The sequence below is a fragment of the Modicisalibacter muralis genome (genome assembly GCF_900102945.1).
GTDB lineage: Bacteria > Pseudomonadota > Gammaproteobacteria > Pseudomonadales > Halomonadaceae > Modicisalibacter > Modicisalibacter muralis.
This window is the reverse complement of sequence record NZ_FNGI01000003.1, coordinates 286,238-312,979: the sequence shown is the minus strand read 5'-3', so window position 1 is coordinate 312,979 and position 26,742 is coordinate 286,238. Positions and strand designations below refer to the sequence as shown.

23 protein-coding genes and 2 rRNA genes are annotated in these 26,742 nt (G+C 63.7%); 17 read left to right on the top strand and 8 right to left on the bottom strand.

The annotated features are described in order from the left end of the window. From BLR92_RS08525 to BLR92_RS08495, 7 genes are all read left to right on the top strand, one after another. A 23S ribosomal RNA gene (locus BLR92_RS08525) occupies positions 1 to 181 on the top strand; the annotation flags it as partial. Positions 182 to 401: 220 nt separating this feature from the next. After that, positions 402 to 517 (top strand): 5S ribosomal RNA (gene rrf / locus BLR92_RS08520). Positions 518 to 778: 261 nt separating this feature from the next. Next, positions 779 to 979, top strand: a complete 201-nt coding sequence (locus BLR92_RS08515) for a hypothetical protein (protein ID WP_217636555.1) — start codon at positions 779 to 781, stop codon at positions 977 to 979. A gap of 316 nt (positions 980 to 1,295) precedes the next feature. Continuing rightward, positions 1,296 to 1,487, top strand: a complete 192-nt coding sequence (locus tag BLR92_RS19695) for a hypothetical protein (protein WP_175488755.1) — start codon at positions 1,296 to 1,298, stop codon at positions 1,485 to 1,487. A gap of 499 nt (positions 1,488 to 1,986) precedes the next feature. After that, entirely contained in the window at positions 1,987 to 3,456 is a 1,470-nt protein-coding gene (locus tag BLR92_RS08505; protein ID WP_089727496.1) for an aminoacyl-histidine dipeptidase, read from the top strand. 270 nt (positions 3,457 to 3,726) lie between these two features. Further along, positions 3,727 to 4,824, top strand: a complete 1,098-nt coding sequence (locus tag BLR92_RS08500) for an efflux RND transporter periplasmic adaptor subunit (protein ID WP_175488754.1) — start codon at positions 3,727 to 3,729, stop codon at positions 4,822 to 4,824. Next, positions 4,821 to 7,928 (top strand): efflux RND transporter permease subunit, encoded by a 3,108-nt coding sequence (locus BLR92_RS08495; protein WP_089727492.1) that lies wholly within the window; start codon positions 4,821 to 4,823, stop codon positions 7,926 to 7,928. Before BLR92_RS08500 ends, BLR92_RS08495 begins: the two co-directional genes overlap by 4 nt. Positions 7,929 to 7,930: 2 nt before the next feature. Here the strand turns inward: BLR92_RS08495 and BLR92_RS08490 are convergent, their stop codons facing one another. Both BLR92_RS08490 and BLR92_RS08485 read right to left on the bottom strand, forming a co-directional pair. After that, the gene (locus BLR92_RS08490; protein WP_089727490.1) at positions 7,931 to 9,046 is read right to left on the bottom strand and encodes an App1 family protein; all 1,116 of its coding nucleotides are present in this window, start codon (positions 9,044 to 9,046) and stop codon (positions 7,931 to 7,933) included. Between the two features lie 122 nt (positions 9,047 to 9,168). Further along, complete coding sequence (locus BLR92_RS08485; protein ID WP_089727488.1) at positions 9,169 to 9,732, bottom strand: type 1 glutamine amidotransferase domain-containing protein; 564 nt, start codon at positions 9,730 to 9,732, stop codon at positions 9,169 to 9,171. A 231-nt stretch (positions 9,733 to 9,963) separates the two neighbouring features. Between BLR92_RS08485 and rmuC the strand changes: the two genes are divergently transcribed. Beyond that, positions 9,964 to 11,403, top strand: coding sequence for a DNA recombination protein RmuC (rmuC, locus tag BLR92_RS08480; protein WP_245704147.1), 1,440 nt, complete (start codon positions 9,964 to 9,966; stop codon positions 11,401 to 11,403). A gap of 72 nt (positions 11,404 to 11,475) precedes the next feature. On the opposite strand, the gene BLR92_RS08475 is transcribed toward rmuC, so the two are convergent. Both BLR92_RS08475 and betT read right to left on the bottom strand, forming a co-directional pair. Next, positions 11,476 to 11,949 (bottom strand): Dps family protein, encoded by a 474-nt coding sequence (locus BLR92_RS08475; protein ID WP_089727486.1) that lies wholly within the window; start codon positions 11,947 to 11,949, stop codon positions 11,476 to 11,478. 178 nt (positions 11,950 to 12,127) lie between these two features. Beyond that, positions 12,128 to 14,119, bottom strand: coding sequence for a choline BCCT transporter BetT (gene betT / locus BLR92_RS08470; RefSeq protein WP_089727484.1), 1,992 nt, complete (start codon positions 14,117 to 14,119; stop codon positions 12,128 to 12,130). Positions 14,120 to 14,310: 191 nt separating this feature from the next. Here betT and BLR92_RS08465 point away from each other — a divergent pair, with 191 nt between their 5' ends. The 4 genes from BLR92_RS08465 to BLR92_RS08455 are packed head-to-tail and all read left to right on the top strand — an operon-like array spanning position 14,311 to position 18,402. Continuing rightward, positions 14,311 to 14,871: a hypothetical protein gene (locus BLR92_RS08465; RefSeq protein ID WP_089727482.1), complete on the top strand. Its 561-nt coding sequence runs from the start codon at positions 14,311 to 14,313 to the stop codon at positions 14,869 to 14,871. Further along, on the top strand, positions 14,868 to 15,233 hold the full coding sequence (locus tag BLR92_RS19930; RefSeq protein ID WP_245704146.1) for a hypothetical protein: 366 nt from the start codon (positions 14,868 to 14,870) through the stop codon (positions 15,231 to 15,233). The genes BLR92_RS08465 and BLR92_RS19930 overlap by 4 nt, the downstream gene beginning before the upstream one ends. Positions 15,234 to 15,253: 20 nt before the next feature. Next, complete coding sequence (locus BLR92_RS08460) at positions 15,254 to 17,053, top strand: sensor histidine kinase (RefSeq protein ID WP_245704145.1); 1,800 nt, start codon at positions 15,254 to 15,256, stop codon at positions 17,051 to 17,053. Beyond that, the gene (locus BLR92_RS08455) at positions 17,050 to 18,402 is read left to right on the top strand and encodes a sigma-54-dependent transcriptional regulator (protein WP_089727478.1); all 1,353 of its coding nucleotides are present in this window, start codon (positions 17,050 to 17,052) and stop codon (positions 18,400 to 18,402) included. Before BLR92_RS08460 ends, BLR92_RS08455 begins: the two co-directional genes overlap by 4 nt. A 17-nt stretch (positions 18,403 to 18,419) precedes the next feature. On the opposite strand, the gene BLR92_RS08450 is transcribed toward BLR92_RS08455, so the two are convergent. Then, positions 18,420 to 18,851, bottom strand: a complete 432-nt coding sequence (locus BLR92_RS08450) for an HIT domain-containing protein (protein ID WP_089727476.1) — start codon at positions 18,849 to 18,851, stop codon at positions 18,420 to 18,422. A gap of 202 nt (positions 18,852 to 19,053) precedes the next feature. Between BLR92_RS08450 and BLR92_RS08445 the strand changes: the two genes are divergently transcribed. From BLR92_RS08445 to BLR92_RS08425, 5 genes are all read left to right on the top strand, one after another. Further along, entirely contained in the window at positions 19,054 to 20,082 is a 1,029-nt protein-coding gene (locus BLR92_RS08445; RefSeq protein ID WP_089727474.1) for a TAXI family TRAP transporter solute-binding subunit, read from the top strand. A gap of 132 nt (positions 20,083 to 20,214) precedes the next feature. Beyond that, positions 20,215 to 22,356 (top strand): TRAP transporter permease, encoded by a 2,142-nt coding sequence (locus BLR92_RS08440; protein ID WP_089727473.1) that lies wholly within the window; start codon positions 20,215 to 20,217, stop codon positions 22,354 to 22,356. A 28-nt stretch (positions 22,357 to 22,384) separates the two neighbouring features. Next, on the top strand, positions 22,385 to 23,131 hold the full coding sequence (locus tag BLR92_RS08435) for a sulfite exporter TauE/SafE family protein (protein WP_089727471.1): 747 nt from the start codon (positions 22,385 to 22,387) through the stop codon (positions 23,129 to 23,131). 133 nt (positions 23,132 to 23,264) lie between these two features. Next, positions 23,265 to 23,390, top strand: coding sequence for an entericidin A/B family lipoprotein (locus BLR92_RS08430; RefSeq protein WP_089727469.1), 126 nt, complete (start codon positions 23,265 to 23,267; stop codon positions 23,388 to 23,390). Between the two features lie 95 nt (positions 23,391 to 23,485). Then, positions 23,486 to 23,617: an entericidin A/B family lipoprotein gene (locus tag BLR92_RS08425; RefSeq protein WP_089727467.1), complete on the top strand. Its 132-nt coding sequence runs from the start codon at positions 23,486 to 23,488 to the stop codon at positions 23,615 to 23,617. A 63-nt stretch (positions 23,618 to 23,680) separates the two neighbouring features. Here the strand turns inward: BLR92_RS08425 and BLR92_RS08420 are convergent, their stop codons facing one another. The 3 genes from BLR92_RS08420 to BLR92_RS08410 are packed head-to-tail and all read right to left on the bottom strand — an operon-like array spanning position 23,681 to position 26,736. Further along, positions 23,681 to 24,436, bottom strand: coding sequence for an ABC transporter permease (locus BLR92_RS08420; RefSeq protein ID WP_340148216.1), 756 nt, complete (start codon positions 24,434 to 24,436; stop codon positions 23,681 to 23,683). Continuing rightward, the gene (locus tag BLR92_RS08415; protein WP_089727465.1) at positions 24,433 to 25,491 is read right to left on the bottom strand and encodes an ABC transporter ATP-binding protein; all 1,059 of its coding nucleotides are present in this window, start codon (positions 25,489 to 25,491) and stop codon (positions 24,433 to 24,435) included. The genes BLR92_RS08420 and BLR92_RS08415 overlap by 4 nt, the downstream gene beginning before the upstream one ends. Positions 25,492 to 25,527: 36 nt before the next feature. After that, complete coding sequence (locus BLR92_RS08410) at positions 25,528 to 26,736, bottom strand: ABC transporter permease (RefSeq protein WP_245704144.1); 1,209 nt, start codon at positions 26,734 to 26,736, stop codon at positions 25,528 to 25,530. Positions 26,737 to 26,742: the final 6 nt, after the last annotated feature.

Genomic DNA, 26,742 nt, shown 5'->3' with positions numbered 1-26,742 from the left:
TATGTGCGGACGGGATAACCGCTGAAAGCATCTAAGCGGGAAGCCCCCTTCAAGATGAGACTTCCCTGGGGCCTTGCGCCCCCTGAAGGACCCTCGAAGACGACGAGGTCGATAGGCGCGGTGTGGACGCACAGCAATGTGTTGAGCTAACGCGTACTAATGGTCCGTGAGGCTTGACCATATAACACCCAAGGGGTTTGCAGGCGAGGCGCGTGAGAAGCTCGCGCCGAGCAACAGCGAGTCACCCCTGCGATGACCGATAAGCGGATACGTCGAGTCGTATCGAGTCAGCTTGATTCATTTGTTAAGACAGTCCCGTGGCGGGCAGCGTCGAGCGCCGGGTCGCGATCGAAAGCACGATCACGATCGGCCCTCAAGCCACCACGCGACACCAGTTTACGCCTGACGACCATAGCGAGCGGGTCCCACCTGACCCCATGCCGAACTCAGCAGTGAAACCGCTCAGCGCCGATGGTAGTGTGGGGCCTCCCCATGCGAGAGTAGGTCATCGTCAGGCACTTCTTCAGAAACCCCGGCCCCTGGTCGGGGTTTCGTCGTTTAGGGGCCTCCCCTGCGCGAGTCCCGGCGCGCCGGGACTCGGGGCGTCGGCCCAACCATAATCAGGCAGCTTCACCGATACCCCAGCCACCCGGCGGGCGTATTTTTTTGTCGCGTGATGTTGCGTGAGCTTAAATCCGTCATGGATCATCTCTAGCGTTCGTACTGAATAATCGTTATGGTGAGACATCACTAGTGGTTCTGTTCTCAGGAGGAGAAGATGAAAACGAGCACGATGATGCGTAAGCTGGGCTTGGCGTTGATGATGGCGTTATTGCTTGGTGGCGTTGCCGCTTGTGAAGACCAGGGAGCGGCGGAAGAAGCCGGCGAGAACATTGACGAAGCCGCCGAAGAGGCTGGCGAAAATGTCGAAGAGATGGGCGAGGAGATCGAAGACGCTGCCGAGGATTCCCAGAATTAATAGACTGGTTTCTGGCAGACATTCGTTGCCTTTCCCCCAAAAATAGATGTAAGAAAGCCGGGCGGTTGCCCGGCTTTCTTGTGTCTAGCTAATAAAAATATCAGGTGCTGCAATTCTGTTCGGTTCTCTAGATATACCTGTCGGATCCTGGATGATTAATTACGCGTTATTTAGAATAACTCGGGTCAATTTCTCTGCTGTTGCTTCATTGCATCTATCGGTGTCTAGTGGTGCAAGGCTTTTTGATTGATGTGATGTTTATAAAGCCAACTGTAGCGCTTGAGTGTGACGCCAAGTCTTCCTGAGAGTCGAACCGGTGTGTATTCAGTACATCAATCACACGGCCATTGAAAAGCTCAACCATGACATTGACCTGCGGCCAGCGCATTATCGCCCCCACCGGATCTGCGATGACCCCGATGTGCGCCTGTTCGCGGCCTATATCGGCGAGCGTTGCGTGGGCGTGTGCCTGAGTCAGCCTCGCGTGGCGACGAACTGTTGGAACTGATCGCGCCACTGTTTCTTCAGGGCGGCGGGACGATTGACAGAGACGAAGGGCGCAAGATCCGCCTTCTGTCTCCATTGGGACTTGCCATCCATTCCGCATTCAGCGATTCCCTAACCTTGCCGTCGCACTCGAAATCATTCATGAGTACAAATTATTCTTTTTTACTCATTCGACAAGATGAGTTGGAGAATAGGAGGTGACCACAGATATTGGCGCAAATCGGCTAGTCACGCTGACATGCCTGGCTACATCGCTATCTGGCTGCCTAACTCACAGGCCCGGGATGCCGATCGGCCCCGGCATATCGGGAATCGGCGAGCAGCCACCGAGCAGCAGGGCCGCGCTCAAGCCAAGCAGTAACAAGCGCCAGGAAATAGCAGGCATAGCGATCTTCCATGAGTGGGTGTATGGCAATCCTAGTACCCAGGATATGACGAGGGAAGGCTTGCGTCGCGCGAGCCACGGCGTAAGGTGTCAGGGTCTCACGTAGGAATCCGATATGAACGAACATCTCGACTCGCTGACGCCGGCTATTGTCTGGCGTCATTTTCGTACGCTATGCAATACCCCTCGCCCCTCCGGTCATGAAGCCGAACTGCGGGCGCTTATCGAGCGTTGGGCCGAGGCGCGCGGTCTGACCCACGAGCGCGACGCTGCCGGCAACCTGCTGGTTCGCAAGCCGGCCACGCCGGGTTGTGAGCAAGCGTCGGGGATCGTTCTGCAAGGGCATTTGGACATGGTCGCCCAGGCCAATGCCGATCATCCGCACGATTTCACCACCGACCCTATCGAGACCTATATCGCCGACGGCTGGCTGTATGCCACGAATACCACCCTGGGCGCCGACAATGGCATGGGCGTGGCCGCCGCGCTAGCGGTACTCGAAGACAACTCGCTGTGCCATGGCCCGCTCGAGGCTCTGTTCACCATCGAGGAGGAAACGTCGATGGGTGGTGCGCTGGGATTGGCCGAGAACTGGCTCAAGGGCGACATTCTGCTCAATCTCGACTCCGAGGACCGCGGCCAGGTATATATCGGCTGTGCCGGGGGGGCCGATGTGCTGGTCACTGCCAATCTGCCGACCAGTGCGCTGCGTGACGACGAGCGACCCTGGCGGCTATCGCTGACCGGCCTGGTCGGCGGTCATTCGGGTATCGATATCCACAAGGGGCGCGGTAACGCCAATCGCCTGCTGGTTCGCGTGCTGCGCGCGCTGGAGCCCCATGGCGCACGATTGATCGACTATCACGGCGGCACGTTGCGTAATGCGCTGCCGCGCGAGGCCTTCGCCACCCTGGCGTTGGTCGACGACGAGGGCGAAGCCGCCCAGGCGCGGTTGAGCGAGTTGCAGGCCGAGCTGGTCGCCGAGCTGGCGGGTGTCGACGATGGGCTCGTGCTGGCATTGGAGGAAGTGGAGTCGACTCCCGATGAGGCGCTGACCACTACCGCTAGCCATATGCTGGTCGCCGCGCTGCATGTCGCACCCTATGGGGTGGAGCGCATGAGCGTCGAGGTGCCCGGCGTGGTGGAAACCTCCAACAACCTGGGCGTGGTAACGCTCGTGGGCGGGCGCTTCGAGCTCTGCGCGCTGGTGCGCTCGCTGCGCGATAGCGCCACCCGCGACATCGCCGACCGCTTTCGCGCGTTGTTCGCGCTGATCGGTGCCGAGACGCGTGTCGAGAATGCCTATCCGGGCTGGACGCCGGACCCCGAAAGCCCGCTGCTGGCGCGCTTTCGCCAGTTGCATCAGCGCCGACTGGGCAGCGATCCCGAGGTCAAGGTGATCCATGCCGGGCTCGAGTGCGGCATTCTCGGCGGCAAGTACCCGGAGCTTGCGATGATCTCCTTCGGACCGCAGATTCGTGGCGCGCATTCGCCCAACGAGCGTGTCGAGATCGACTCGGTCGATGAGTGCTGGCAATTGCTGCGGGCGTTGATCGAGGAGTTGGCCGAGGGGCAGGCGGCATAAGCACAAACGCTGGGCCCGGGCCCGGCGTTTGTCGATACGCATAACAAGGCAGTGCTGTCCGTGTTTGTGGTGTCGCCCCTGCCCGCGCGTTTACTGAACAGAAATGCCCCGCCTGTGTCTCTGAATAACCACATCAAGGGTCGATTGAGGCGGATAAGCTGCTGGTTGAGGCGCTTATCGTGAAATCGCCCGAGCCCCGGATCTGATAAAAATACTTCGCGATCACCGCTCCCAGGTGTTTTGTGCGCAATCCGGGAAAGAGGTTTTCTCTTGAACAGTTCTCGCGGGATCAATGCCCTTCTATTGCTGGTGGTGTCAATCGCCGTGGCCGGCGTGGCTTGGTTGTATCTTGGCGAATGGGACGATTCGCGTGCCGCAACGTCCACTATCGAGCCGGTGGCGGTGATTGCACAGCGCACGCGCACGCAACCGCTGGCGGATCGCATTCAGGCACTGGGAAACGCCCGCGCAAGCCAGGCGGTGGAAATCACCCCCGAGGTTTCCGGCGTCATCGCTACGCTGTCTTTCGAGCCAGGCGCAACGGTTGAGGCCGGTGAAGTGCTGGCCACGCTCGGGGCGGCGGATATGCAAGCCAATCTCGAGGCCGCGCAGGCGAGTGCAGCACAAAGCCTGAGTGCTTATGAGCGACAACGAGAGTTGTTTAGGTCCAACCTGGTGTCGGAGTCGCAACTCCAGCTATCCGAGACCCTGCTGCGCACCGACCGTGCCAATGTCGCCGTGGCCGAGGCGGCGCTGGCCGAGCATGTCATTCGCGCGCCATTCGATGGCCGCCTCGGGCTGCGCGAAGTGAGCGTGGGTAGCCTGGTGCAGCCCGGCACGCTGATTACCACGCTCGATGACCTCACGCCCGTCGAGCTCGAGTTCACGGTGCCGGCGTTGTACGTCGGTACCCTGGAACCGGGACAGGCCATTACCGCTCGCTCGGCGGCCTACCCGGATATCGAGTTCAGCGGAACCGTGCAGACCGTGGCGACGCGCGTCGATCCGGTGACTCGCTCGGTACGGGTGCGCGCCGTGCTGCCGAACCCGGCGCGCTTGATCAAGCCGGGCATGCTGTTGACCGTGCGTCTCACGCGCGGGACGACGACAGCGTTGCTGATACCCGAGCACGCGGTGGTGCCGGAGAACGATCGACAATTCGTGTTCGTGATCGAGAACGGCGTGGCGCAGAGCCGCGAGGTGAAGACCGGCGCACGCCGGCTCGGCCTGGTCGAGATCACCGGCGGCCTGAGGCCCGGTGAGTCGATCATCGTCGAGGGAACCCTGAAGGTGCGAGACGGCACGCCGGTGACGCGGATCGAAACACCGCAAGGCGGCGCGTTCGAATCGCAAGGGAACGACTCATGATCCTCTCGGATGTCTCGGTACGCCGTCCGGTATTCGCCGCGGTCATCAGCCTGCTGCTGTTGATCGTGGGCCTCATGGCGTTGCGACTGCTGCCGCTGCGCGAGTATCCGGATGTCAGCCAGGCATTCGTCTCGGTCGATGTGGTTTATCTGGGTGCCTCGGCGCAGGTGGTCGAGAGGCAGATCACCGATGTGCTCGAGGAGCAGCTCGCCGGCATACCCGGGCTAGAGGAGATGACCTCCAAGAGCGTCGACGAGCAGGCCGAGGTCAACATGGAGTTCAGCCTGGAGACGGATGTCGACGAGGCAGCGAACGACGTGCGGACCCGGTTGGGCCGCATCCGCGACGATCTGCCGGACGGCGCCGAGGCGCCGTCGATTCGCACCGCTGACTCCAGCGCCGAGGAGGTGATGTCGCTGACGCTCACCAGCGATCGTCTGAGCCCGCTGGAAATGACCGACTATGTCGAGCGCTACGTGGTAAACCGGCTGAGCACGGTCGATGGCGTCTCGCAGGTCCAGCTCTCCGGCGAACGCCGTTACGCCATGCGCCTGTGGCTTGACCGGGAGGCGTTGGCGGCCCGCGAGCTCACCGTGGAAGACGTGGCGCAAGCGCTGAATACGCAGAACGTGGAACTGCCGGCGGGGCGTCTGGAGTCCGCCTCGCGCGAGTTCACCTTGCGCACCCTATCGGGGTTCAGCGAGGCGCAGGATTTTCGCGAACTGGTGATTGCCGATGGGCCTGAAGGCAACCTGGTACGTCTTGGCGAAGTGGCCCGCGTGGAGCTGGGCGCGGAAGACCAGCGCAGCCTCGCGCGCTCCAACGGCCAGGTGGCGGTAAGCCTGGATATCACCCCGCAGGCGCAGGCCAACCCGGTCGCGGTATCGGCCGAAGTGCGCGAGCGCCTGGAGTCCATCCGCGCGACCCTGCCCGCCGGCATGCAGCTCGCCGTCACCTTCGACAGCGCCGACTTCATAAAGGCCTCGATTCACGAGGTCTACATCGCGCTCGGGGTCTCGCTGGCGATGGTGCTGCTGACGATCTACGGTTTTCTCGGCACCTTGCGCGCCACGCTGATTCCGGCGGTGGTGGTGCCGATCTCGCTGTTGGCGGCGACGATCGCGATGGCCGCGCTGAACTACTCGCTCAACGTGCTCACGCTGCTGGCGCTGGTGCTCGCCATTGGCCTGGTGGTGGACGACGCCATCGTGGTGCTGGAAAACATCTATCGGCGTATCGAGGAGGGTCAGTCGCCGTTGCTCGCGGCATTGGATGGCTCGCGCGAGATCGCCTTCGCGGTGATTGCCACGACCCTGGTACTGGTGGCGGCGTTCGTGCCGATCTCCTACATGGGTGGCGAGGTCGGTCGTCTGTTCGCGGAGTTCGGCCTCACCGTGGCCGCCGCCGTTGCCTTCTCGGCGCTGGTGGCGCTCACGCTGACGCCGATGATGACCTCGCGGCTGTTCAAGGGCCGCGCCAAGCGCACCGGATTCGCCCACTGGGTGGATTCGCGCTTTCGCCGTGTCGCCCTGCGTTACGAGGCGATACTCCGGCGGGTAGTGGCGCATCCCTGGCGCATGCTGACGCTTGCGCTGCTGGTGTTGCTTGCCGCCGGCGCGCTGTTCCGGGTGCTGCCCAGCGCCTATACGCCGCCTCAGGATCGCGGCGTGATCCGCGCCTACATGGTCGGCCCGCAGGGCGCCACGCTCGCGTATACCCGGCGTTATCTCGATCAGGTCGAAGCGGTATTGGCGGAGTACCGGGCCGCTGGCGTGGTCGATCATTATCTGAGCCGCATTCCTGGCTCCTACGACGGCAATGCCGTGAACACGGCCCGCCTGACGATCACCCTGGTGCCCTGGGACGAACGCACACGCGACGCCGCAACGATCGCCGCCGATTTTCGCGAGCGCCTGGAAGCGCTGGCCGGTGTCGAGGTCTCGGCCTACGCGCGTAGCGGGCTGAGCAGCGGCAGCGACGATGGGGCGATGGAGATGATACTCGGCGGTCAGGACTACCAGAACCTATCGCGCGAGGCCGACGGCTTGATGGCGTACCTGGAATCCCAGCCGGGCTTCGTCGATGTCGAAACCGAATATAACGAGCGCAAGCCGCAGATGCGCATCGCCATCGACCGCGACCGTGCCGCCGACCTGGGCGTGTCGGTCGCCGCAGTGGGTCGCACGTTGCAGACAATGATGGGCGGGCAGAGCGTTACCACCTTCTCGCGCGGCGGGGAGGAGTACGACGTCATCGTCCAGGGTCGCGAGGCCGATCGGCGCACGCCCACCGATCTACGCAACCTATATGTTCGCTCCGACACTTCTGGCGAGCTGGTGCCGCTGGCGAGTGTCGTCGATCTCGAAGAGACCGCCGGGGCCGATACGCTGAGTCATTACAACCAGCTACGCTCCGTCGAGGTCTCTGCCGGGCTGGCGCCCGGCTTTCCGCTAGGGCGGGCGATCGATATCGTCGATCAGTACGCCGAGCGACTACCGCCCACCATTCAGCTTAACTACGATGGCGCGGCCGGCGATTTCCTGGACGCCGGCGCCTCGCTCTACATCACGCTGGGACTCGCGCTGGTGATCGTCTATCTGGTCCTGGCGGCGAATTTCGAGAGCTTCCGACAGCCCTTGGTTATCATGACCACGGTGCCGCTCGCGCTGACCGGCGGGCTTATCGGGCTATGGTTTACCAGCATCACGATCAATATTTTCTCCCAGATCGGCGCCATCCTGCTGGTCGGTCTTGCGGCCAAGAATGGCGTGCTGATCGTCGAGTTCATCAATCAGCTGCGCGATCGCGGCCAGGCGTTCCACGACGCCATCGTCAACGCCGCCGGCATTCGCCTGCGCCCGGTGTTGATGACCTCGCTGTCGGCGGCGGCCGGTGCAGTGCCACTGCTGCTGGCGACGGGCCCCGGCGCCGAGGCCCGGCGTGCCGTGGGCGTGGTGGTGTTTTTTGGGGTGCTGTTCGCGACGTTCCTGACGTTGTTCATCGTGCCGGCGGCCTACGCGCTATTGGCCCGCAACAGCCAGTCGCCCGACCATGTGGCGCGACTCATTCGCCGTGAGCGCGAGCGGGAAGAGGGCGCGGCGTGACTCTAATCGGCGATGCGCTGGCTGTCTTCACGCACCGCCTCGAGGCCGATGAGTGAAATCAACCCATGGGCATGGGCGTGCTCGGCCATCATCGCGCTGTCCGATGCTAGCACCAGCGTGCAGCCGTCGTCCTGGACACGCTCGGCGAGTTCGGTAATCGCGGCATCGCGCGAGGCGTCGTGATTGACGTTGCGAATATAGATCGCCGTAATGCGCCCCGGGTAGTCGCGCACGATCTTCGCGTAGATCTCGGGATCGTGCTGACCGCTATCGCCAATCAGCACAAAGGGCAGGTTGTCGTAGAGTGAAAGCATCTGCTCGATCAGATTGGCCTTGTGGTCCTCGGCCTTGTGCGGTAGCGGGCGTTGCAGGGTCAGGCCCCATTCGCGCAGGAACAGGATCGGCCCCACCGGAATGCCGTTGATCTGAAAGAACTCCTCGAGCATCTCGTAGATACTCCAGGGCCCGCGCGAGACATACAGCATGGGACGCTGGCGCTGGCCGTCGGCACCGGCGAACAGCGCCCGGTAAAACGCCGAGACGCCGGGGAAAGCGGTGCGCTGGCTGGCATTCCGGAAGAACAGCCGATACAGCATCTTCAGCTTGTTGGCGACCCCGGTGTGCATCACGGTATCGTCGATATCGCTGATCACCACCAGGTCCACCGCCGGGGGCGGCACGTAGATCTCGGCCTCTCCGCACACGGTGCGCTCGTCGCGCATGACGATATCGAGCACGCCGTTGTGCCAGCTATGCTCGGCGGGCAGGGGGTGGTCGAGTGTCATGTGGATATCGAAATAGCCGTCTCGGTCCGACGTCACCGTTTTGCGATTACCGTTCAGCGATAGGGTGACATCGACGTGCTTGGCACCCCAGCGCATGGCACGCCGAAAGACATCGACGATGTCCCGGTACAGCGTACCTTCGGGTGCCGGAAGACCAATGCGCAACTGGCGAAAGACGCGGCCCATGACATAGACCTCGCTATGCGAGCCGTAACCGCGATAGGCATGCACGGCCACGCCACCCCGGCCACGGTCCGATTTCATCGGGCGCGCGGCGAGATGCAGCAGTTTTCTGACGATCTTGCTGAGGGGGCGAGGCACGCGTCGCGGCATGATGGGTTCTCCTGACGTTATGAACTGCCACGATGAGCATCGCACGTCGGCAGCGGCTTGGGCACGCAAAATGCCCGTCTCGAGATGAGACGGGCAGGTAAGGTCTCGGAGGCGACCGATGTTCAGGCGTGTTGATGGGAGTGACGGCCTTCGCCGATTTCCTCGACCAGCTTGCCGCAAAAGGCCTCGAGATCCTTTGGCGAGCGGCTGGTGACCAGGCCACTGTCGACCACGACTTCCTGATCGACCCAGTCGACGCCGGCGTTCTTGAGATCCTGCGATATCGAGGGGTACGAGGTCATGCGGCGTCCCTTCACGACACCGGCATTGATCAGAACCCAAGGGCCGTGGCAGATCGCACCGACCGGTTTGCCGGCCTCGAAGAACTGCCGGGTAAAGTTCAGTGCCTTTTCGTCCTGGCGCAGCGCGTCCGGATTGAACAACCCGCCCGGCAGAACCAGGGCGTGATAATCGTTGGCATCGGCCTTGTCGAGGCTACGATCGACGGCGTAATCATCGCCCCAATCGGTCGACGCCCAGGCGCGAATGCTACCCTTGTCCGGCGCAACCACATGCACCGTGGCGCCGGCGCGTTCCAGCGCGGCCTTGGGCTCGGAGAGCTCCGACTCCTCGAAGCCGTGGGTAGCGAGAATGGCGACTTGCTTTTCGCTGAGTTGCTGGCTCATGGCTACCTCCTTGCGACTGTGAAAGCCACCGCGCTCAGCGGTACGCCTTTCACGGTTTGTCCTCGCATGGCTAGCACGGTGTAATACCGCGCTATACGTTTCGTCCTTGGGATGGCCGGGTGCGATCACAAGGACGAGAGTGTTTCAAAAGGTATTCGCAGGTATGACTCGACAACACTTCAAAGGATAGGGGATGGTGAACACTCGACCACATTTGCGGGATAAAGCGGCATGCCATTGACGATGCAGACCCCCATGCTCTTGAGCGTGCTCATCGGCGCGTTGATTGGCGCCGCTATGGTGGGCGCTGGATGGTTCATGCAGGCGCGGCGCCAGGCTCGTCAGTCCGATGCGCTGCGCCAACGGCTCGATACGGCCGAGACGCTGTGCCGTGGGCAGGAGCAGGAACTGGCCCACAGCGATGCCCAGCTCGATGGCGTGCGCGAGCAGCTCAAGGAGCGCGAGACGCAACTGGCGAGTCTCAACGAGCGGCTGGCGGCGCTGCGCGAACGTAGCGCACGGCTCGAAGTCGAGCGCGATCAGCAGCGTGTCCACCATGCCGAGAAGCTGGCGCTGCTCGACGAGGCCCGTGAACGCTTGAAGCAGGACTTCGAAGCACTCGCCGGGCGCATCTTCGAGGAGCGTCAGCAGGCCTTTGCCAACCATAGCCGCGAGAGTCTCGAAGCGCTGCTCAAGCCATTTCGCGAGCAGGTCGGTACCTTCCAGCGCCGGGTCGAGGAGCTACACGGCCAGGACACCCGCGAGCGCACCACGCTCAAGACGCAGATCGACCAGCTCGCCGGCCTCAATCGGCAGATGAGCGAGGAGGCCGCCAATCTGGCCAAGGCGCTCAAGGGCGACAAGAAGATGCAGGGCAACTGGGGCGAGATGGTGCTGGAAACGGTGCTGGAACGCTCCGGGCTACGGCGTGACATCGAATACCGGCGCGAGGTCTCGATCCAGGGCGAGAATGGTCGCCAGCGTCCCGATGCGGTGATTTATCTGCCCGATGACAAGCATCTGATCGTCGATGCCAAGGTGTCGCTCAACGCCTATGTGGCGTATGTCAACGCCGACGGCGACAGCGCCCGCGCGGCGGCACTCAAGGCGCATATTCAGGCGGTGCGCAATCACATCGATGCGCTCACCCAGCGCGAGTACGCGAATCTGCCGGGGCTCAACTCGCCCGACTTCGTGTTCCTGTTCATGCCGGTCGAGGCGGCCTTCGCGCTGGCCTTCGAACACGACGACATGCTGTTTCAGGATGCCTTCGCGCGACACGTGGTGGTGGTCACGCCGACCACGCTGCTGGCCAGTCTGCGTACCGTGGCGAGTCTATGGAGTCTGGAGCGCCAGAACGAGAATGCCCGGTTGATCGCCGAACGTGCCGGGCGCCTGCTCGACAAGTTCAGCGGCTTCGTCGAAAGCCTGGAGGATATCGGCCGGCAACTGGAGAGGGCGCAGGGCAGCTATCGCCAGGCGATGGGCCGGCTGAAGACGGGGCAGGGCAATCTGGTCGGTCAGGCCGTCGAACTCGAGCGCCTGGGGGTGCGCATGAAGAAGCCGCTACCCGAGCAGGTGCGTCGCGAGGCCGAGCTCGCGGACGCCCGGCGCGGCGCTGAAGATGACCTGCCCCACGCCTCGCTGGACGACCGGCAAGCGCATGAATGAAAGCGGGAAACGGCGACGCCGCCCGGGTGGGCGGCGTCGATGATGTCCTACATGAAGCGCGACGTTAGCGGCTCAACCCAGATAGGCGTTGAGCATCCAGATGGTCTTTTCCTGCTCGCGGATATAATCGCTGGCCTGTGAAGCGGTGCCTTCGTCATCGGCATCCGAGGCCAGGCTGAGAATCTCGCGCTGCAGTTCGATCAACGCCTGATAGCCGGTCACGATGCCGCGTACGCAAGACTCGCCATCGTGGACGTTCTTGTCCTCGCGGATCGTGGCGATCTCGGCGTAATTGCTATAGGCGTGCAGCGGTTGATGGCCGAGTGTCAGAATGCGCTCGGCGACTTCATCGACCTTGGTCAGCAGGTCGGTATAAAGCTCCTCGAACTTGGCATGCAATTCGAAAAACTGCTGGCCCTTCACGTTCCAGTGATAGCCGCGCACGTTCATGTAGAAGATCTGGTAATTGGCCAGCAGCGCGTTGAGTTTCTCGGCCAATTGACTGGCGCTGCTCTGGTGCAGGCCGATGGCATTGGTATCGGTCATGATCTTCCTCCATGAGTGGTTGAAAACTGTCTCGATGCTAGATCATCGCCTCGGACGACGATAGCCAATTTGCTGCATCGCCGACATAGTCATGCACTATAGGCTGAAGCTATTAACTGAGGCCGACGCCGGGCGTTTTCAAGCCCGACGGTCGGCGCCTTCTTCAGGCGTGGTGGGCTCAGCGCACGGCATGCAGGAAGTACATGTGCTTCTCGTACTGATCGAGCACATCGCCGATTACCTGCTCCTTGGTGTAGCCCATCAGGTCGTAACCCTGGCCGCCTTCGCGCAGAAATACCTCGGCGTGGAACTGCTTGCGCTTCTCGGTGCGAATATTACGATTGACGCCAGCCATGGCGAATGACGGCGCGGCGTAGGCACGCATGCGCACTCCGTAGATGAAGTCGATCTCCTCGCCGTGGCTGACTTCCAGATAGCTGCGATCTTCTTCCTCGCGGGTACGCACGTCGAGGCCCTGACTCTTGAGCTCATCGGCTACCGAATGCATGGCGGGAATCACGGTCTCCGTCAGAAAGCGCTCGACATGCTGCTTTTTGGGCACGCTGACCAGCGTCTCGACGCGGCGCTGCCAGGCATTGGGCACCCCGGAGAGCGCCGGTGCGGTATTCACCGTGCTGCGCATGCTACTCATCTTGACCCCTTCGATACGCAGTGCCTTGAGCATGCCGTAGGCGACGAACATCAGGATCAGCGAGAAGGGTAGCGCCGAGGCGATCGATGCGGTCTGCAATGCGGACAGTCCACCGGCGAGCAGTAGTGCCATGGCGACGAAGCCTTCGGAGACGGCCCAGAAGATGCGCTGCCAGACCGGCGATTCGTCGCCGTCCTTGGAGGTCAGCATATCGATGACCAGCGAGCCGGAATCCGAGGAGGTGACGAAGAAGGTCACCACCAGGATCGTCGCGATCAGCGAGGATATCTGGCTCAGTGGGAAGTTCTCGAGGAACTGGAACAGTGCCACCGAGGCGTCGGCGTTGACCGCCTCGGCCAAACCCTGGACGTTCTCCATCAGCAACAGGTGCAGCGCGGTGTCGCCGAACACCGTCAGCCACAGGAAGGTGAAGCCAACCGGCACCAGCAGCACGCCGACCACGAACTGGCGAATGGTCCGGCCACGCGAGACGCGGGCGATGAACATGCCGACGAACGGCGACCAGGCGATCCACCAGCCCCAGTAGAACAGCGTCCAGCCACCCAGCCAACTGGACGGGCCGTCGCTCAGATTATAGGCGTACATGTTGAAGGTGCGATCGACGACGTCGGACAGGTAGGCACCGGTGTTCTGGATGAAACTCTGTAGCAGGAAGATCGTCGGACCCACCGCAAGCACGAACAGCAGCAGCAGCAGCGCCAGGCCCAGGTTGAGTTCGGATATTCGGCGAATGCCGCCATCCAGGCCCAATACCACCGAGGTGGTGGCGAAGGCGGTGATAATGGCGATCAGGATGATCTGGACCGTGATGTCTTGAGGTACATCGAACAGGTAGTTGAGGCCGGAGTTGACCTGAAGTACGCCAAGGCCCAGCGAGGTAGCCACGCCGAACATGGTGCCGAATACGGCGAAGATATCCACCGCATGGCCGATCGGCCCGTGAATGCGCTTGCCGATCAAGGGGTAGAGTGCCGAACTGATACGTAGCGGCAGGCCATGACGGAAGCTGAAATAGGCCAGCGCCAGGGCCACCACCGCATAGACGCCCCAGGCATGCATGCCCCAGTGGAAGAAGGTCAGCTTCATGGCCTCGCGGGCGGCCTCGCTGGTGCCAGCCTCGCCCACCGGCGGCGCGGTGAAGTGAAATACCGGCTCGGCGACGCCGTAGAACATCAGGCCGATGCCCATGCCGGCGGAAAACAGCATGGCGAACCACGAACTGTAGCTGAACTCGGGCTCGGAATGATCGGGGCCGAGCTTGATCTCACCGTAGCGCGAGAGGGCCAGATACAGCGAAAATAGCAGATATACGCCCATGGCCAGCAGGTAGAACCAGCCCAGGGTATCGATGATCCATGTCTGGACATGGCCGAATAGGTTGCCGGCGGTCTCCGGGCTGATCACCGTGAAGACGACGAAGCCCAGGATCACGATCGCCGAGCCGAAGAATACCGGGGGGTTGATGCCCGCCACCGACGGCTTATCGGTAGTTGTCATTAGCAAAGTCCTTGTGCCCTTGGTTCATGCGCCATCCTAAAGTAATTAACGGAGCGTCTCATCCGTCGAGCGACATCGGCGAGTCCGGTGGATGGGAACATACGTAGATAACCCAGTGACGCTAAGATGAAAGCAGGCCGGAGCCAGCCGAGCCCGGCAAGACCCGTCAGAGAACAGCGAGGTGCCGTATCATGTCGACCATGCAGCGATTCTCCGTTTTCCTCGTTGTGGCTTTGCTGACCGGTTGCCAGGGCCTTGGCGGCCAGGATCCACTGGGTCGTAGCCCTGAACCGCTACCCCGGGAGTGCGAGTGGCCACGTGATGGCGACGTATCCCGCGAGGACTGGCTGCGCGCCACTATCGCCGCGCTGGAGGCGCGTGGCTTCACGATTCGCAATACCGAGGTCGAACTGGGCGTGGTGAGCGCCGAGCGTACCACTCGCCTGCCTGGGCTTGGCGCGGTGGATCGACCCTGGTTCGGTTTCTCTTCGCTGTGGGGTGGCTTCGGCAGTGGCTCGGGTGTCGGGCTGGGCTTTGGCACGCACTTCGGTGGCGATCCGATGCAGGTCGAACGTTTGTCGGTGGTGAGTAGCGATACGACGGTACGCGTCACCCGCGACTCCAGCGTGATCGACCCTAGTGGTTACGTGGTCGATGCGCGAGCCGACAACCATGGCGATTTCTGCCGTGAACTCAACGAATCCATCGCCGCGCATCTACGCACCGGCGTGGGCAGGGAGGGCAACCCATGAGCCGCTCGAGCGTTGCATTATGGTTGTCGGCGCTACTGCTGCTGGCGGGTTGCGCGACCTCGGTGCCAGCGCCGCCCGAACGTGCGGTCGTGGTTGCCGGCCCGGTCGACGAAGTGCTGGAAACCGGCGTCGAGGTGCTGATCGAACGAGGCTTCGTGATTCGCCTCGCCGATGCCGAACTGGGTCGTGTCGACGCGGTGCGGGCGGCGCGCCCCGGCTACGTGGTGCGCCTCGAGGCCAGCGCCGCCGCATCAGGCACGCGACTGGCGCTGTCGGGGCGACGCGGCGGGAGCTACATCGACCCGTGGCGCTTCGATACGCTGCTGGCGGAAATCGCCGCGCGCGTCGAGGCGCGCCAGTGAGTCCAGTGCGGCGACGACGCTTGCGACGCCTGCTGCTGATAGTGACCGGCGCGCTGGTCGTCGTGCTGCTGTGGTGGGTCTGGCACTGGCAACTGGGCAGCGCCACGCGCGAGGCCCGCGCGCATGCCGACACGCGCCTGGCGCTGTACGCCAGCAGCCTGGAAGGCGCTCTCGATCGCTTCGTCTACCTGCCCGGTCTACTGGCGCGTCAGCCATTGGTGCGTACAGCGCTTCACGATGCCAGCGCGCCGCTCAATGCTCGGGTCAATGAGCATCTGCAGCGCGTCGCCGAACGCTCCGGGGCGCAGGCTATCTACCTGATGAACGACCAAGGCCTGACCATCGCCGCCAGTAATCACGCCACGCCACATAGTTTCGTCGGTCATCGCTATCACTTCCGCCCTTATTTCCTCGCCGCCATGCGTGGACGTCAGGGCGAGTTCTTCGCCGTGGGCAACACCACCGGGCGTCCGGGCTATTTCGTCTCGGCCCCGGTAACGATCGGCGGGGTCTCGGCTACGGCGAACGACGACGAGGTGATCGGCGTACTCGCGGTCAAGGTGTCGCTGGAGTCGTTGCAGGAGGACTGGCGCCAGGCCGGCGAGCAAGTGCTGCTCAGCGATGCCAATGGTGTGGTGATTCTTTCCAGTCGACCCGATTGGCGCTTTCGTCGCCTTCACGACGTGAGCGAACAAGCCTTGACGGCGATCCGCGCCCAGCGCCAATTCAACGGTGCCGAGCTGCGACCGCTGGGCACCCGGCTGAACGACGATACGCTGTTGATCGGCAGCGAAGGCGTCGGCGAGCGCTACGTCACGACCGCCAGCGCCCTGGATACGCTGGGCTGGACGATGCACTACCTGCTGCCGTTGCGCCCGCTGTACGCCAGCGCGCGCAACGCCGTACTGGTTGCCGCTGCGTTATGCGTGGCGCTGGTCCTGCTGGCGTTGTGGCTGCGCGAGCGTCAGCAGCGCCTGCGTCTGCGCGAGCGCGAGGCGCGCATCATGCGCGAGGCCAACGAACGTCTGGAGAGCCGCGTGATCGAGCGTACCCGAGCGTTACAAGCGGCCCAGGCCGATCTGGTCCAGGCCGGCAAGCTGGCGGCGCTGGGCACCATGGCGGCGGGCATCGCGCACGAGCTTAATCAACCACTGTCGGGCATCCGCACCTACGCGGCCAGCGGCGCGCGGCTGCTTGAGCGCAATCGCTCTGCCGCCGCCGGCGACAATTTTCGACGTATCCAGGCACTCTGCGAGCGCTTGTCGACGCTGATTCGCCAACTCAAGCTGTTCGCGCGCAAGGGTGGCGCGCGCGAGCCGGTGGATCTGGTGGCACGGCTGCGTTTCGTGCTCGAGCTGCTCGACGAGCGCCTGGTTCGCCAGTGCGTCGAATGGCGTCTTGACCTGCCTGACGAAGGACGTCGCGCGATCTGGGTGGCCGGCGACGAGGTGCGTCTGGAGCAACTGGCGACCAACCTATTGCGCAACGCCCTCGACGCGCTGCGCGGCGTGGCGTCGCCGTGCTTGGAGATTCAGGTCGAGGAGCGCGGCGAACATGTGCTGCTGTGGGTTCGCGACAACGGCCCGGGGCTGGATGACGAGGCGCTCGAGCACCTATTCGATCCTTTTTTTACCACCAAGGAGGTGGGCGATGGTCTGGGCTTGGGCCTCTTCATCACCTTCGGTATCGTGCAGGATCTCGAAGGTCGCATCCACGCCCGGAATCGTCCCTTGGCCCAGGGCGGTGGGGCGGAATTCCGGGTCGAGCTGCCCTGCGCGGCCGCGCCTTTGCCACGTTCGCGGGAGGAGACGCTGACATGAGTGAGCTGCCGGTCTGGCTTGTCGACGACGATCCGGGCGTGCGTGAGTCGCTGTCCCAGTGGTTCGAGCTGTCCGATCTGCCGGTGCGTGCTTTCGCCGCCGCCGGCCGGGTACTCGAGGCGCTCGACGATGGCGCGAGCTGTGGGGTGCTGGTCTCGGACGTGAAGATGCCCGGTCTGGATGGGCTGGCGCTGCTGCGTGCGGTGCAGGCCGCCGACCCCGGCCTGCCGGTGCTGTTGATTACCGGCCATGGCGATGTGCCGATGGCGGTGGAGGCGATGCGCGAAGGGGCCTGGGATTTCATCGAGAAACCCTTTGCTCCCGAACGCCTGGAGGAATGCGTGCGGCGCGCGCTGGAACGCCGCCGCCTGACACTGGAGAACGACCGCCTGCGCCGTGCGCTGCGCCAGGGTGGCCTGGCGTCACGTCTGCTCGGCGAAGCGCCGGGCATGCAGCGCCTGCGCGATCAGCTTGGCAACCTGGCGCCGACCCGGGCCAACGTGGTGGTTCAGGGCGAGACCGGTAGCGGCAAGGAGGTGGTGGCGCGCTGCCTGCACGATTTTGGCCCCGGCCACGAGGCGCCGTTCGTCGCGCTCAATTGCGGCGCCATCGCCCCCGAACTGATCGAATCCGAACTGTTCGGGCACCACAAGGGGGCCTTCACCGGCGCTGTGGAGAGCCGCGTGGGCAAGCTCGAGTACGCCAGTGGCGGCACACTGTTCCTCGACGAGATCGAGTCGATGCCGCTGGCGGCGCAGGTCAAGCTGCTGCGCGCGTTGCAGGAAGGCGAGATCACCCGCTTGGGCAGCAACGACGTGATCGCCATCGACCTGCGCGTGGTGGCGGCGAGCAAGGTCGGTCTGCTGGCGCTGGCGGCGCGTGGCGAGTTTCGCGAGGATCTCTACTATCGGCTGGCCATCGCCGAGTTGCACGTGCCGCCGCTGCGCGAGCGCCGCGAGGACATCGCGATGCTGTTCGCGCACTTCTGCCGCCAGGCCGCCGAGGTGCACCAGCGCCCATTACGCGAGCCCGGAGGCGACCTGCTGGCGGCGCTGGGGCGCCATGCCTGGCCGGGCAACCTGCGCGAGCTGCGTAACGTCGCCACGCGCTTCACGCTGGGGCTGGACGTGCCGCAACTGACGGGCCAGGAGGCCGGCGGCGATGGCTCGCTCGGCGAACAGGTCGCGGCTTTCGAGGCGACGCTGTTGCGCGCGGCGCTGGGCCGCCACGGCGGTAATATCCAGGCGATTCTCGATGAGCTGGAACTGCCGCGGCGTACCCTCAACCAGAAGATGCAGAAGTATGGCCTGCGTCGCGAGGCCTTCCTCGATACGCGCCGCGAAGCATAGCCCACTGCGGCGGCTGCTCAGCCGCCGACGAGCCGGGGCAGCCGCTCGGCGAGCTTGCATACGCGCTCGCGCATGCTCTCGAGGCGCTTGCCGTCGTAGGGTTCGGGGTCGCCGAAGCCCCACACCGGCGCCGGCCAGGCGGCGTCGCGCTCGCTGCGCACGATCACATGCAGATGCAATTGCGTCACCTGATTGCCCAGCGTGGCCAGGTTCAACTTGTCGCCATTCACGGCCTGCTTGAGCTCGCGACCGAGCCAGGTGGCCTCATGCCATAGTTGTGCCTGATCCCCGGGGGAGAGTTCGAAGACTTCGCGCGCTCCGGGGCGGCGCGGTACCAAAATCAACCAGGCGAAGCGGGCGTCGTCCATCAGCCGCACCTGGCACAGCGCCAGGTCGGTCAGCGCATGGGTATCGCCCTCGAGGCGGGGATGCAATCGGAACTCACTCATCGTCGTCGACTCCGCAGTGGCAGATCGGCCATTTCTTGCCGAGCAGTGTGGCTGGATCGGCCAAATCTTGCTAGCGGCGCCATTGGTCGAGCCGGCGGCGTATGGCTATCTTGTTGTTATTAAAATTTTTTCTTGAGTTGGCAAGAACCTTGCTATCGCTACTGACGCACCCATGGCAACGCCATCCAACAAGGAGAAAGGCATGCACAAGCGTCAGTTCCTCAAGTCCGCCCTCGGCCTGGCCACCGCCGCCGCATTGGGCGTGTCCGCGTCCGCCGCCACTGCGCAGGAGGGCGATGGCGCCCAGTACATCATGGCGACGGCCACCACCGGCGGCACCTACTATCCGGTCGGCGTCGCGTTGTCGACGCTGGTCAAGGTCAAGCTCGAACCCACCAGCGGCATTTCGGTCTCGGCGATCAGCTCCGCCGGTTCCGGCGAGAACCTCAAGCTGATGGACGAGGACCAGGCCCAGTTCGGCATCCTCCAGGGCCTGTATGGCGCCTATGCCTGGAACGGCAGCGGCCCGGTGCCCAAGGCCTACAAGAACCTGCGTAGCGTGTCGATGCTGTGGCAGAACGTCGAGCACTTCGTGGTCACCGACGACATGGTCGAGAGCGGCACCATCGCGGACATGGCCAACCTGTACGGCGAGACCTTCTCGATCGGCGCGCGCAATTCCGGCACCGAGGGTTCCGGCCGCTATATCCTCGGCCAGCTGGGTATCGACGTGGATAAGATGGATGTCGCCTACCTGGGCTACGGCCCCAGCGCCGATGCGCTGCAGAACGGCACCATCGAGGGCATGAACATTCCCGCCGGCGCGCCGGCCTCGGCGGTGACCCGCGCCTATGCCAACGTCGGCGGCGGCATTACCACGCTGGACTTCAGCGAGGAACAACTGGCCAAGGTCAACAGCGAGTTCGACCTGTGGACGCCGTACGAGATCGCGCCTGACACCTACCCCAATCAGTCCGAGCCGATCCACACCATCGCCCAGCCGAACATTCTCGCCGTGCGCGCCGACGTGCCCGAGGATCACGTCTACCGGATCACCAAGACGATGTACGAGAACCTGCCGTTCCTCAACAACATCCATCCGGCGACCAAGGCGATGGCGCTGGAAAAGGCGATCGCCGGCCTGCCGATGCCGCTGCACCCGGGCGCCGCGCGCTACTTCCAGGAGCAGGGCCTCGAGATCCCCGAGCGCCTGCTGCCCGACGCCGAGTAAGTCGAGGCCGTCCCGGGTCGCGGTACGGCCCGGCGACGTTCGCCATTACCACGCCCGGCCGTCGCGCCGGGCGATCGCGTGCCCTCCGAGCTTTCGCCGGAACGGCCTGCCTACTTTTTTCAGGAGAGTTCCGTGAGCGAGCCCAAGATCGATCAGGTCCGCGACAACGAGAGTGCCAGCGAGGATGAGGGGCGCCTGCAGCACCCCTGGCTGGGCCGCTTCCTGTTCGTTTTCGCGGTTGTCGTGGCGTTGAGCCACCTCTACTTCAATACGCTGTCGACGATGTCGACGCTGTGGACCAGTGCTCTGCACTTCGGCGCCTTCGGCGTGCTGTGCGCACTGTCTGTGCCGCTGGTGGGCACGGCGAAACACGGATCGCGACGCCTGGTTTTCGTCGTCGACGTGATCCTGGCGCTGGCCGCGATGGGCTGCGCGCTGTATCTGATCGCCTTCGAGGATGCGCTCTACGCGCGCGGGGTGAATTTCAATACCGCGGACTGGATCGTCTCGATCACCGCCGTGGCGCTGATTCTCGAGTTCGCGCGGCGCACCACCGGCTGGTTCATTCCGGTGCTGTGCGTCATCGCCCTGACCTACGTCTCCTGGTGGGGCCAGTACGTCGACGGCATCTTCAACTTTCCCGGGCTGACCTGGGAGACGCTGCTGTTTCGCAGCTACCTGGGCGGCGAGGGCATGCTGGGCATGATCGCCCGCATCTCCTGGTCCTACGTGTTCATGTTCATTCTCTTCGGTGCCTTTCTGGTTCGCTCCGGCGCCGGGGACTTCATCATCGAACTGGCGCGCTGCGCGGCCGGACGCCTGACCGGCGGCCCCGGCTTCGTCGCCGTGTTCTCGTCGGGGCTGATGGGCTCGGTCTCCGGCTCGGCGGTGGCCAATACCGTCTCCACCGGCGTCATTACCATCCCGCTGATGCGCAAGGCCGGCTATCATCCACGCTTCGCCGCCGGCGTCGAGGCGGCGGCCTCGACCGGCGGGCAGCTAATGCCGCCGGTGATGGGCGCCGGCGCGTTCATCATGGCCTCCTATACCCAGGTGTCGTACCTGACCATCATCGGCGTGGCGGCCTTGCCGGCACTGTTGTATTTCCTGTCGGTGGCGATGTTCGTGCGCGTCGAGGCCAAGCGCAGCAACGCCCAGCAGTTGGTCGACCCCGACGCACCGACGTTCGGCGAGGTGCTCAAGGGCGGCTGGCACTTCCTGCTGCCGTTGGTGGTGCTGATCGGCGCGATGATCCAGGGTTTCACGCCGACCTATGCCGCCGGCGTCGCGATCCTCTCGGTCATCGTGGCCTCGTGGCTGTCGAAGCATCCGATGGGGCCGCGTGCCATCGTCGAGTCGCTGGCGCTGGGGGCGCGCAACATGACCACCACGGCGATCCTGCTGATCACCGTGGGGTTGATCGTCAACGTGGTCTCGACCACCGGCATCGGCAGCGTCTTCTCGCTGATGATCACCGACTGGGCCGGCGGCAGCCTGCTGGTCACCATCGTGCTGATCGCCATCGCCTCGCTGATTCTCGGCATGGGACTGCCGGTGACGGCGTCCTACATCGTGCTCGCCACGCTGTCGGCCCCGGCGCTTTACGATCTGATCGCCCACGCGCAACTGCTCGAGCTGATTGCCGACGGCGACTTGCCGCAGCAGGCCCGGGCGATCTTCATGATCGCCGCGCCGGACCAGCTCCAGGCGCTCTCCGCGCCGATGGACATGGCCAGTGCCGAAGCGCTGCTGGCGAAGGTGCCCGATACTTTCCAGAGTCAACTCTACGAGCAGGCGCTATCGCCGCACTTTTTGACCATGGCGCTGGTCGCCGCGCACATGGTGATTTTCTGGCTGTCGCAGGATTCCAACGTCACGCCACCGGTGTGCCTGACCGCCTTCGCCGCCGCGGCCATCGCCGGCACGCCACAGATGCGCACCGGCTTCACGGCGTGGAAACTCGCCAAGGGGCTTTATATCGTGCCGCTACTGTTCGTGTGGTCGCCGCTGCTCAGCGGTACGCTGCTCGAAAAGCTGACGGTGTTCGTCTTCGCGCTGTTCGGCATCTACGCCATCATCGCCGGGCTGGAAGGCTATCTCGAGCATGAGTTGCCGTGGTGGGTTCGCCTTCTGATGTTCCCCATCGGCGCGCTGATGCTATGGCCACATGGTATGCTCGCCGTCGACCTGACCGGCTTGGCGATCTTCATCGCGGTGCTGCTATGGAGTGCGCGGCAGGGGCGCCTGCCGGCCCAGCCTGTCATGACCCGGTAAGCGAGAGGATGACGATGGAGCAGCGAGCATGACCCTGTTGGAAGGGATGGCGCTGGTAGCGATTGGCGGGATCGCCGGTTTCATCAATGTGCTGTCGGCCGGTGGCTCGATGCTGACTTTGCCACTGCTGATATTCCTGGGGTTATCGCCGCAGGTCGCCAATGGTACCAATCGCGTGAGCATCGTGCTGCAGAGCATCATGGCCACGGGCAGTTTTTTCCGTGCCGGCGCCCGTGAAGTGGGTATCAGTCTACGCCTGTCGGTACCGGCGGTGCTTGGCTCGCTACTTGGCGCCTGGCTGGCCCTGCGCGTCCCGGATGCGCTATTCGAGGCGGTGTTGATAACGGTGATGATCGCGTCCTCGGTAATGATGCTACTCCCGCAGCCCAAGCTCGATACCCGTGCGTTGAGCGTGGAACGGCTGACACTACCGGTCTATCTGGCGATGTTCGTCATCGGCGTGTACGGCGGCTTCATCCAGGTCGGCGTCGGCGTACTGTTCATCGTGGTGCTTTACCGCATGCTGAAAATAGACCTGGCGCAGGTCAACGTGTTCAAGGTTCTTATCATCCTGATCTATACCTTGCCGGCTCTGGCGCTGTTCGTGTTCAACGATCAGGTGCGCTGGGGCTACGGCCTGCTACTGGGGCTTGGCAGTATGGCCGGCGCCTGGCTGGCGGTGAAGGTCAACATGGGGTCGCGCGGCGCCCAGTGGATCAAGGTGCTGACCTTACTGATGATCGCCGCGATCGTGCTACGGCTGTTACTCGAATGAATTGCACAAATACCGTGACAATCGCGGCTAATCTTTTGTCGCCGAAGTCGGCGCTGGCTGACAATGAGGCTTGCCGCCACGCCGCGAATCGGTGATAACGGTTGTATCTTGGTAAATCGATAAGGAGAAGAATATGAAACCCACACTCTTGCTGGCGGCTTTGTTCCTGCTGGTGTCATTGGCGGGCTGCAACACCATGGAAGGCTTTGGCCAGGATGTCGAAAAGGTCGGATCGGAGATCGAAGAGGCTGCGGAATAAGTTCGACCTCGATTATGCGCGACAAGTGCCGGGCTGTTAGGCTGCAACTAGGTGGCCAAGCCACCTGACTACTTCACGTTAGGGAGAACATCGCCATGAAGAAGATCATTGCACTGACCTTTATGCTGCTATTGGGCGGCGGTCTGCTGACCGGCTGCAACACCATGGAAGGCTTTGGCGAGGATGTCGAAAATGCTGGTGAGGAAATCGAAGAAGAAGCCTCCTGATGCCTTACCGCCCGGCTCCGGCCGGGCGGCGCTATCGTTTTTTCTTGCTCTCGCCTTTCGCCGTCAGCCGCCGAAGGTGAAGCGTCGCTCCAGGCGCTCGAACAGCAGATCGGTGACGATCGCCAGCAACCCCACCAGCGCCGCCCCCTGAATCACGTAAGCGATATTGCTGCCCACCAGTCCGGCGATAATCGGTGTGCCGAGACTCTGTGCGCCCACTGTCGAGCCAATCGTCGCGGTACCGATATTGATGATGACCGAGACGCGTACCCCGGCGATGATCACGCGCATCGCCAGCGGCAGTTCGACACGCCATAGAATCTGCATGCTGCTCATGCCTGTGCCGCGCGCGGCTTCCAGCGTATTGGGCGGCACGGTGCCCAGCCCGGCGATGGTGTTCTGCACCACCGGCAGCAAGCCGTAGAGTGTCAGCGCGACGATGGTCGGCACGAAGCCGAAACCGGCCAGCGGCACGACGATGGCCAGCACCGCGACGGGTGGAAAGGTTTGGCCGATGGCGGCCAACGACGACACCATCGGCTCGAATTCGCGGCCCGCGCGGCGGGTCACGAACAGCCCGGCGCCCACCCCGACACTGACAGAAATCAGCGACGACACCAGCACCAGCGTCACATGATCGAGGGTCAGTTGCAGAAAGCTCTCGCGCTGATAGACCGGGTTATTGAGTTCGGGAAAGGCCGCGCGAAAGAGTGGCTCGAGCGCCGGCATGAAAAGCGTCAGCGCCACCAGCAGGGCACCAAGCGCTACCAGCAGCCAGGTACGCTGCGCAACCGGCGCGCGCAATGCCAATGCCTTCACGGCTGACGCCCCATAACGCCATGCATGGTCACTTCGCCGATCAAGCGACCCTCCGCATCGATTACCGGCAACGCCATGACCCGAAACCACACCATGCGCGATAGCGCCTCCTTCATGGGCATCTCAGCGGTGGCGACCCACTCGGCGTTGACCTCGGTGCGTTGGCGAGTGCCGTCGCCGTCCAGACGCCCGCCATGCAAGCGAATCGGGTGGCGCTGGGCATCCACTTCCCAGGCGTGCTGATTGCCGGTGCTTTGCGCGGTCGTGTCATCGAATAGCGGAGCCTGTCGCTGATACTGGTGCACCCAGCGGCGCGAGAGCAGCTTGAGGCCCAGGTCCGCCTTGCCGATGAAGTCGTTGACGAAATCATCGGCGGGTTGGGTCAATAGCTCGATGGGGCGATCGTACTGAACCAGCCGCCCGGCATTGAGAATGGCGATGCGCGAGGCCAGTTTCAGCGCTTCATCCATGTCATGGGTGACGAACACGATGGTCTTGCGGGTCTGCGCGTGGACGCGCAGCATCTCGTTTTGCAGTACCTCGCGGGTGATCGGGTCTACGGCGCCGAATGGCTCGTCCATCAGCAGGACTTCGGGGTCCGCCGCCAACGCACGCGCTACCCCGACGCGCTGCGCCTGGCCGCCGGAGAGCTGGTGCGGGTACTTGTCGCGAAACTCGCCGGCATCGAGGTGAAAGAGGTTCAGCAGTTCGTCGACGCGCGCATCGCTACGCGATTTCGCCCACTTGAGCAGCCCGGGCACCACGGCGATGTTCTCGGCCACCGTCCAGTGAGGAAACAGCCCGATCGACTGAATGGCGTATCCGATACGCCGGCGCAGTTGCTCGGGCGGCAGTTGGGTTACATCCTCGTCGCCGAGGATGATCCGCCCACGGGTCAGCGGAATCAATCGATTGATCATCCGCAAGGTGGTCGACTTGCCGCAGCCCGAAGGGCCGATCAGCACGCCGAACTCGCCACTCTCCACCCGCAGCGAGACGTCCTGTACGACATCCTTGCCGGCGTAGGTCTTGGTCAGGCCTTCGAGTTCAATCATGGTTCCTGCCTGAATTCATCAGCGTGTCGAAATGCATCAGCGCGCCCCCGCCGGTCTGCTCAGGGCGACGAGTATCTGCAGCACGAAATCGGCGACCACTGCCAGGGCGATGGTCGGTACCGCGCCAAGCAGCACCAGGTCGATGGCGTATTGGCCGAGGCCCTGGAAGATGAAGGCGCCCAATCCGCCGGCACCGATCAGCGCCGCCACTGCGGTCAGCCCGATAGCCTGCACGGTAACGATGCGTAGCCCTGAGAGGATCACTGGCAGTGCCAGCGGTAGCTCGACTCGCCACAGCAGTTGGCGCGGCGTCATGCCCATGCCGCGCGCGGCCTCGATGGTGGCCGGCGCGACCCCGGCAAAACCGGCATAGGTATTGCGCACGATCGGCAGCAGCGAATACATGATTAGGGCGATGATCGCCGGGGTGGCGCCAATCCCGCTCACGCCCAGCGCGTCCAGCAAGGGGAAGGCATCGCTGAGTGCCGACAACGGGGCGACCAGCAGCGCGAACAGTGCGATGGAGGGTACGGTCTGGAAGAAGTTGAGCGTGGCGAACAACGGGCCGCGCACGCCGGGGCGGCGGTAGGCCAGCAGGCCGAGCGGCAGGCCGATTAGCAGCGCCGGCCCCAGCGCCGAGCCCACCAGCAGCAAATGCATCCTGAACTCGGCGGCGAAGGTGCCGCGGTTGTTGGCATATTCGCGCATGATCGACAGCGCATCGAACGTCCCGCCGGCAAACAGCGCCGCCAATCCAACGAGGACCGGCAGCGCGTAGGCGCTGCGTAGCGCCAGCCCGGCGTGCAGCCGTTGCAGGGCGTCGACGATCATCAGCGTGGGGCAGAACACCAGCACCCAAAAGGCTGCGCTTTGGGAAACCCGGGCCGCCGGGGAGGCGTCTTGCAGCGCACGATGGGCGTAGTCGCCAAGACCATAAGCCACCAGCAGTAGCCACAGCGGGGCCAGCACCAGCACCAGCAGATGGGCTCGCCGGGGCGGCAGCGGTCGGCGCAGGGCGCACAGCGCCAATGCCAGCGCCAGGCCGCCAAGCCCGCTCCACTGCCAGGGCAGCAGCGCTTCGATGACACTAATCGCCTGGCCGGAAACCAGCCGGTTGGGCGCCATGGCGGCGAACGGCAGCACGACGGCGCCGATCAACGCCGCCACCAGCAGGGTCGTCAATACCCGGTTGGCAACGATACCGGCGGTGTTCGCGCGGTCATCGAGCGAGCTGGGAAAGGTCACCAGGCG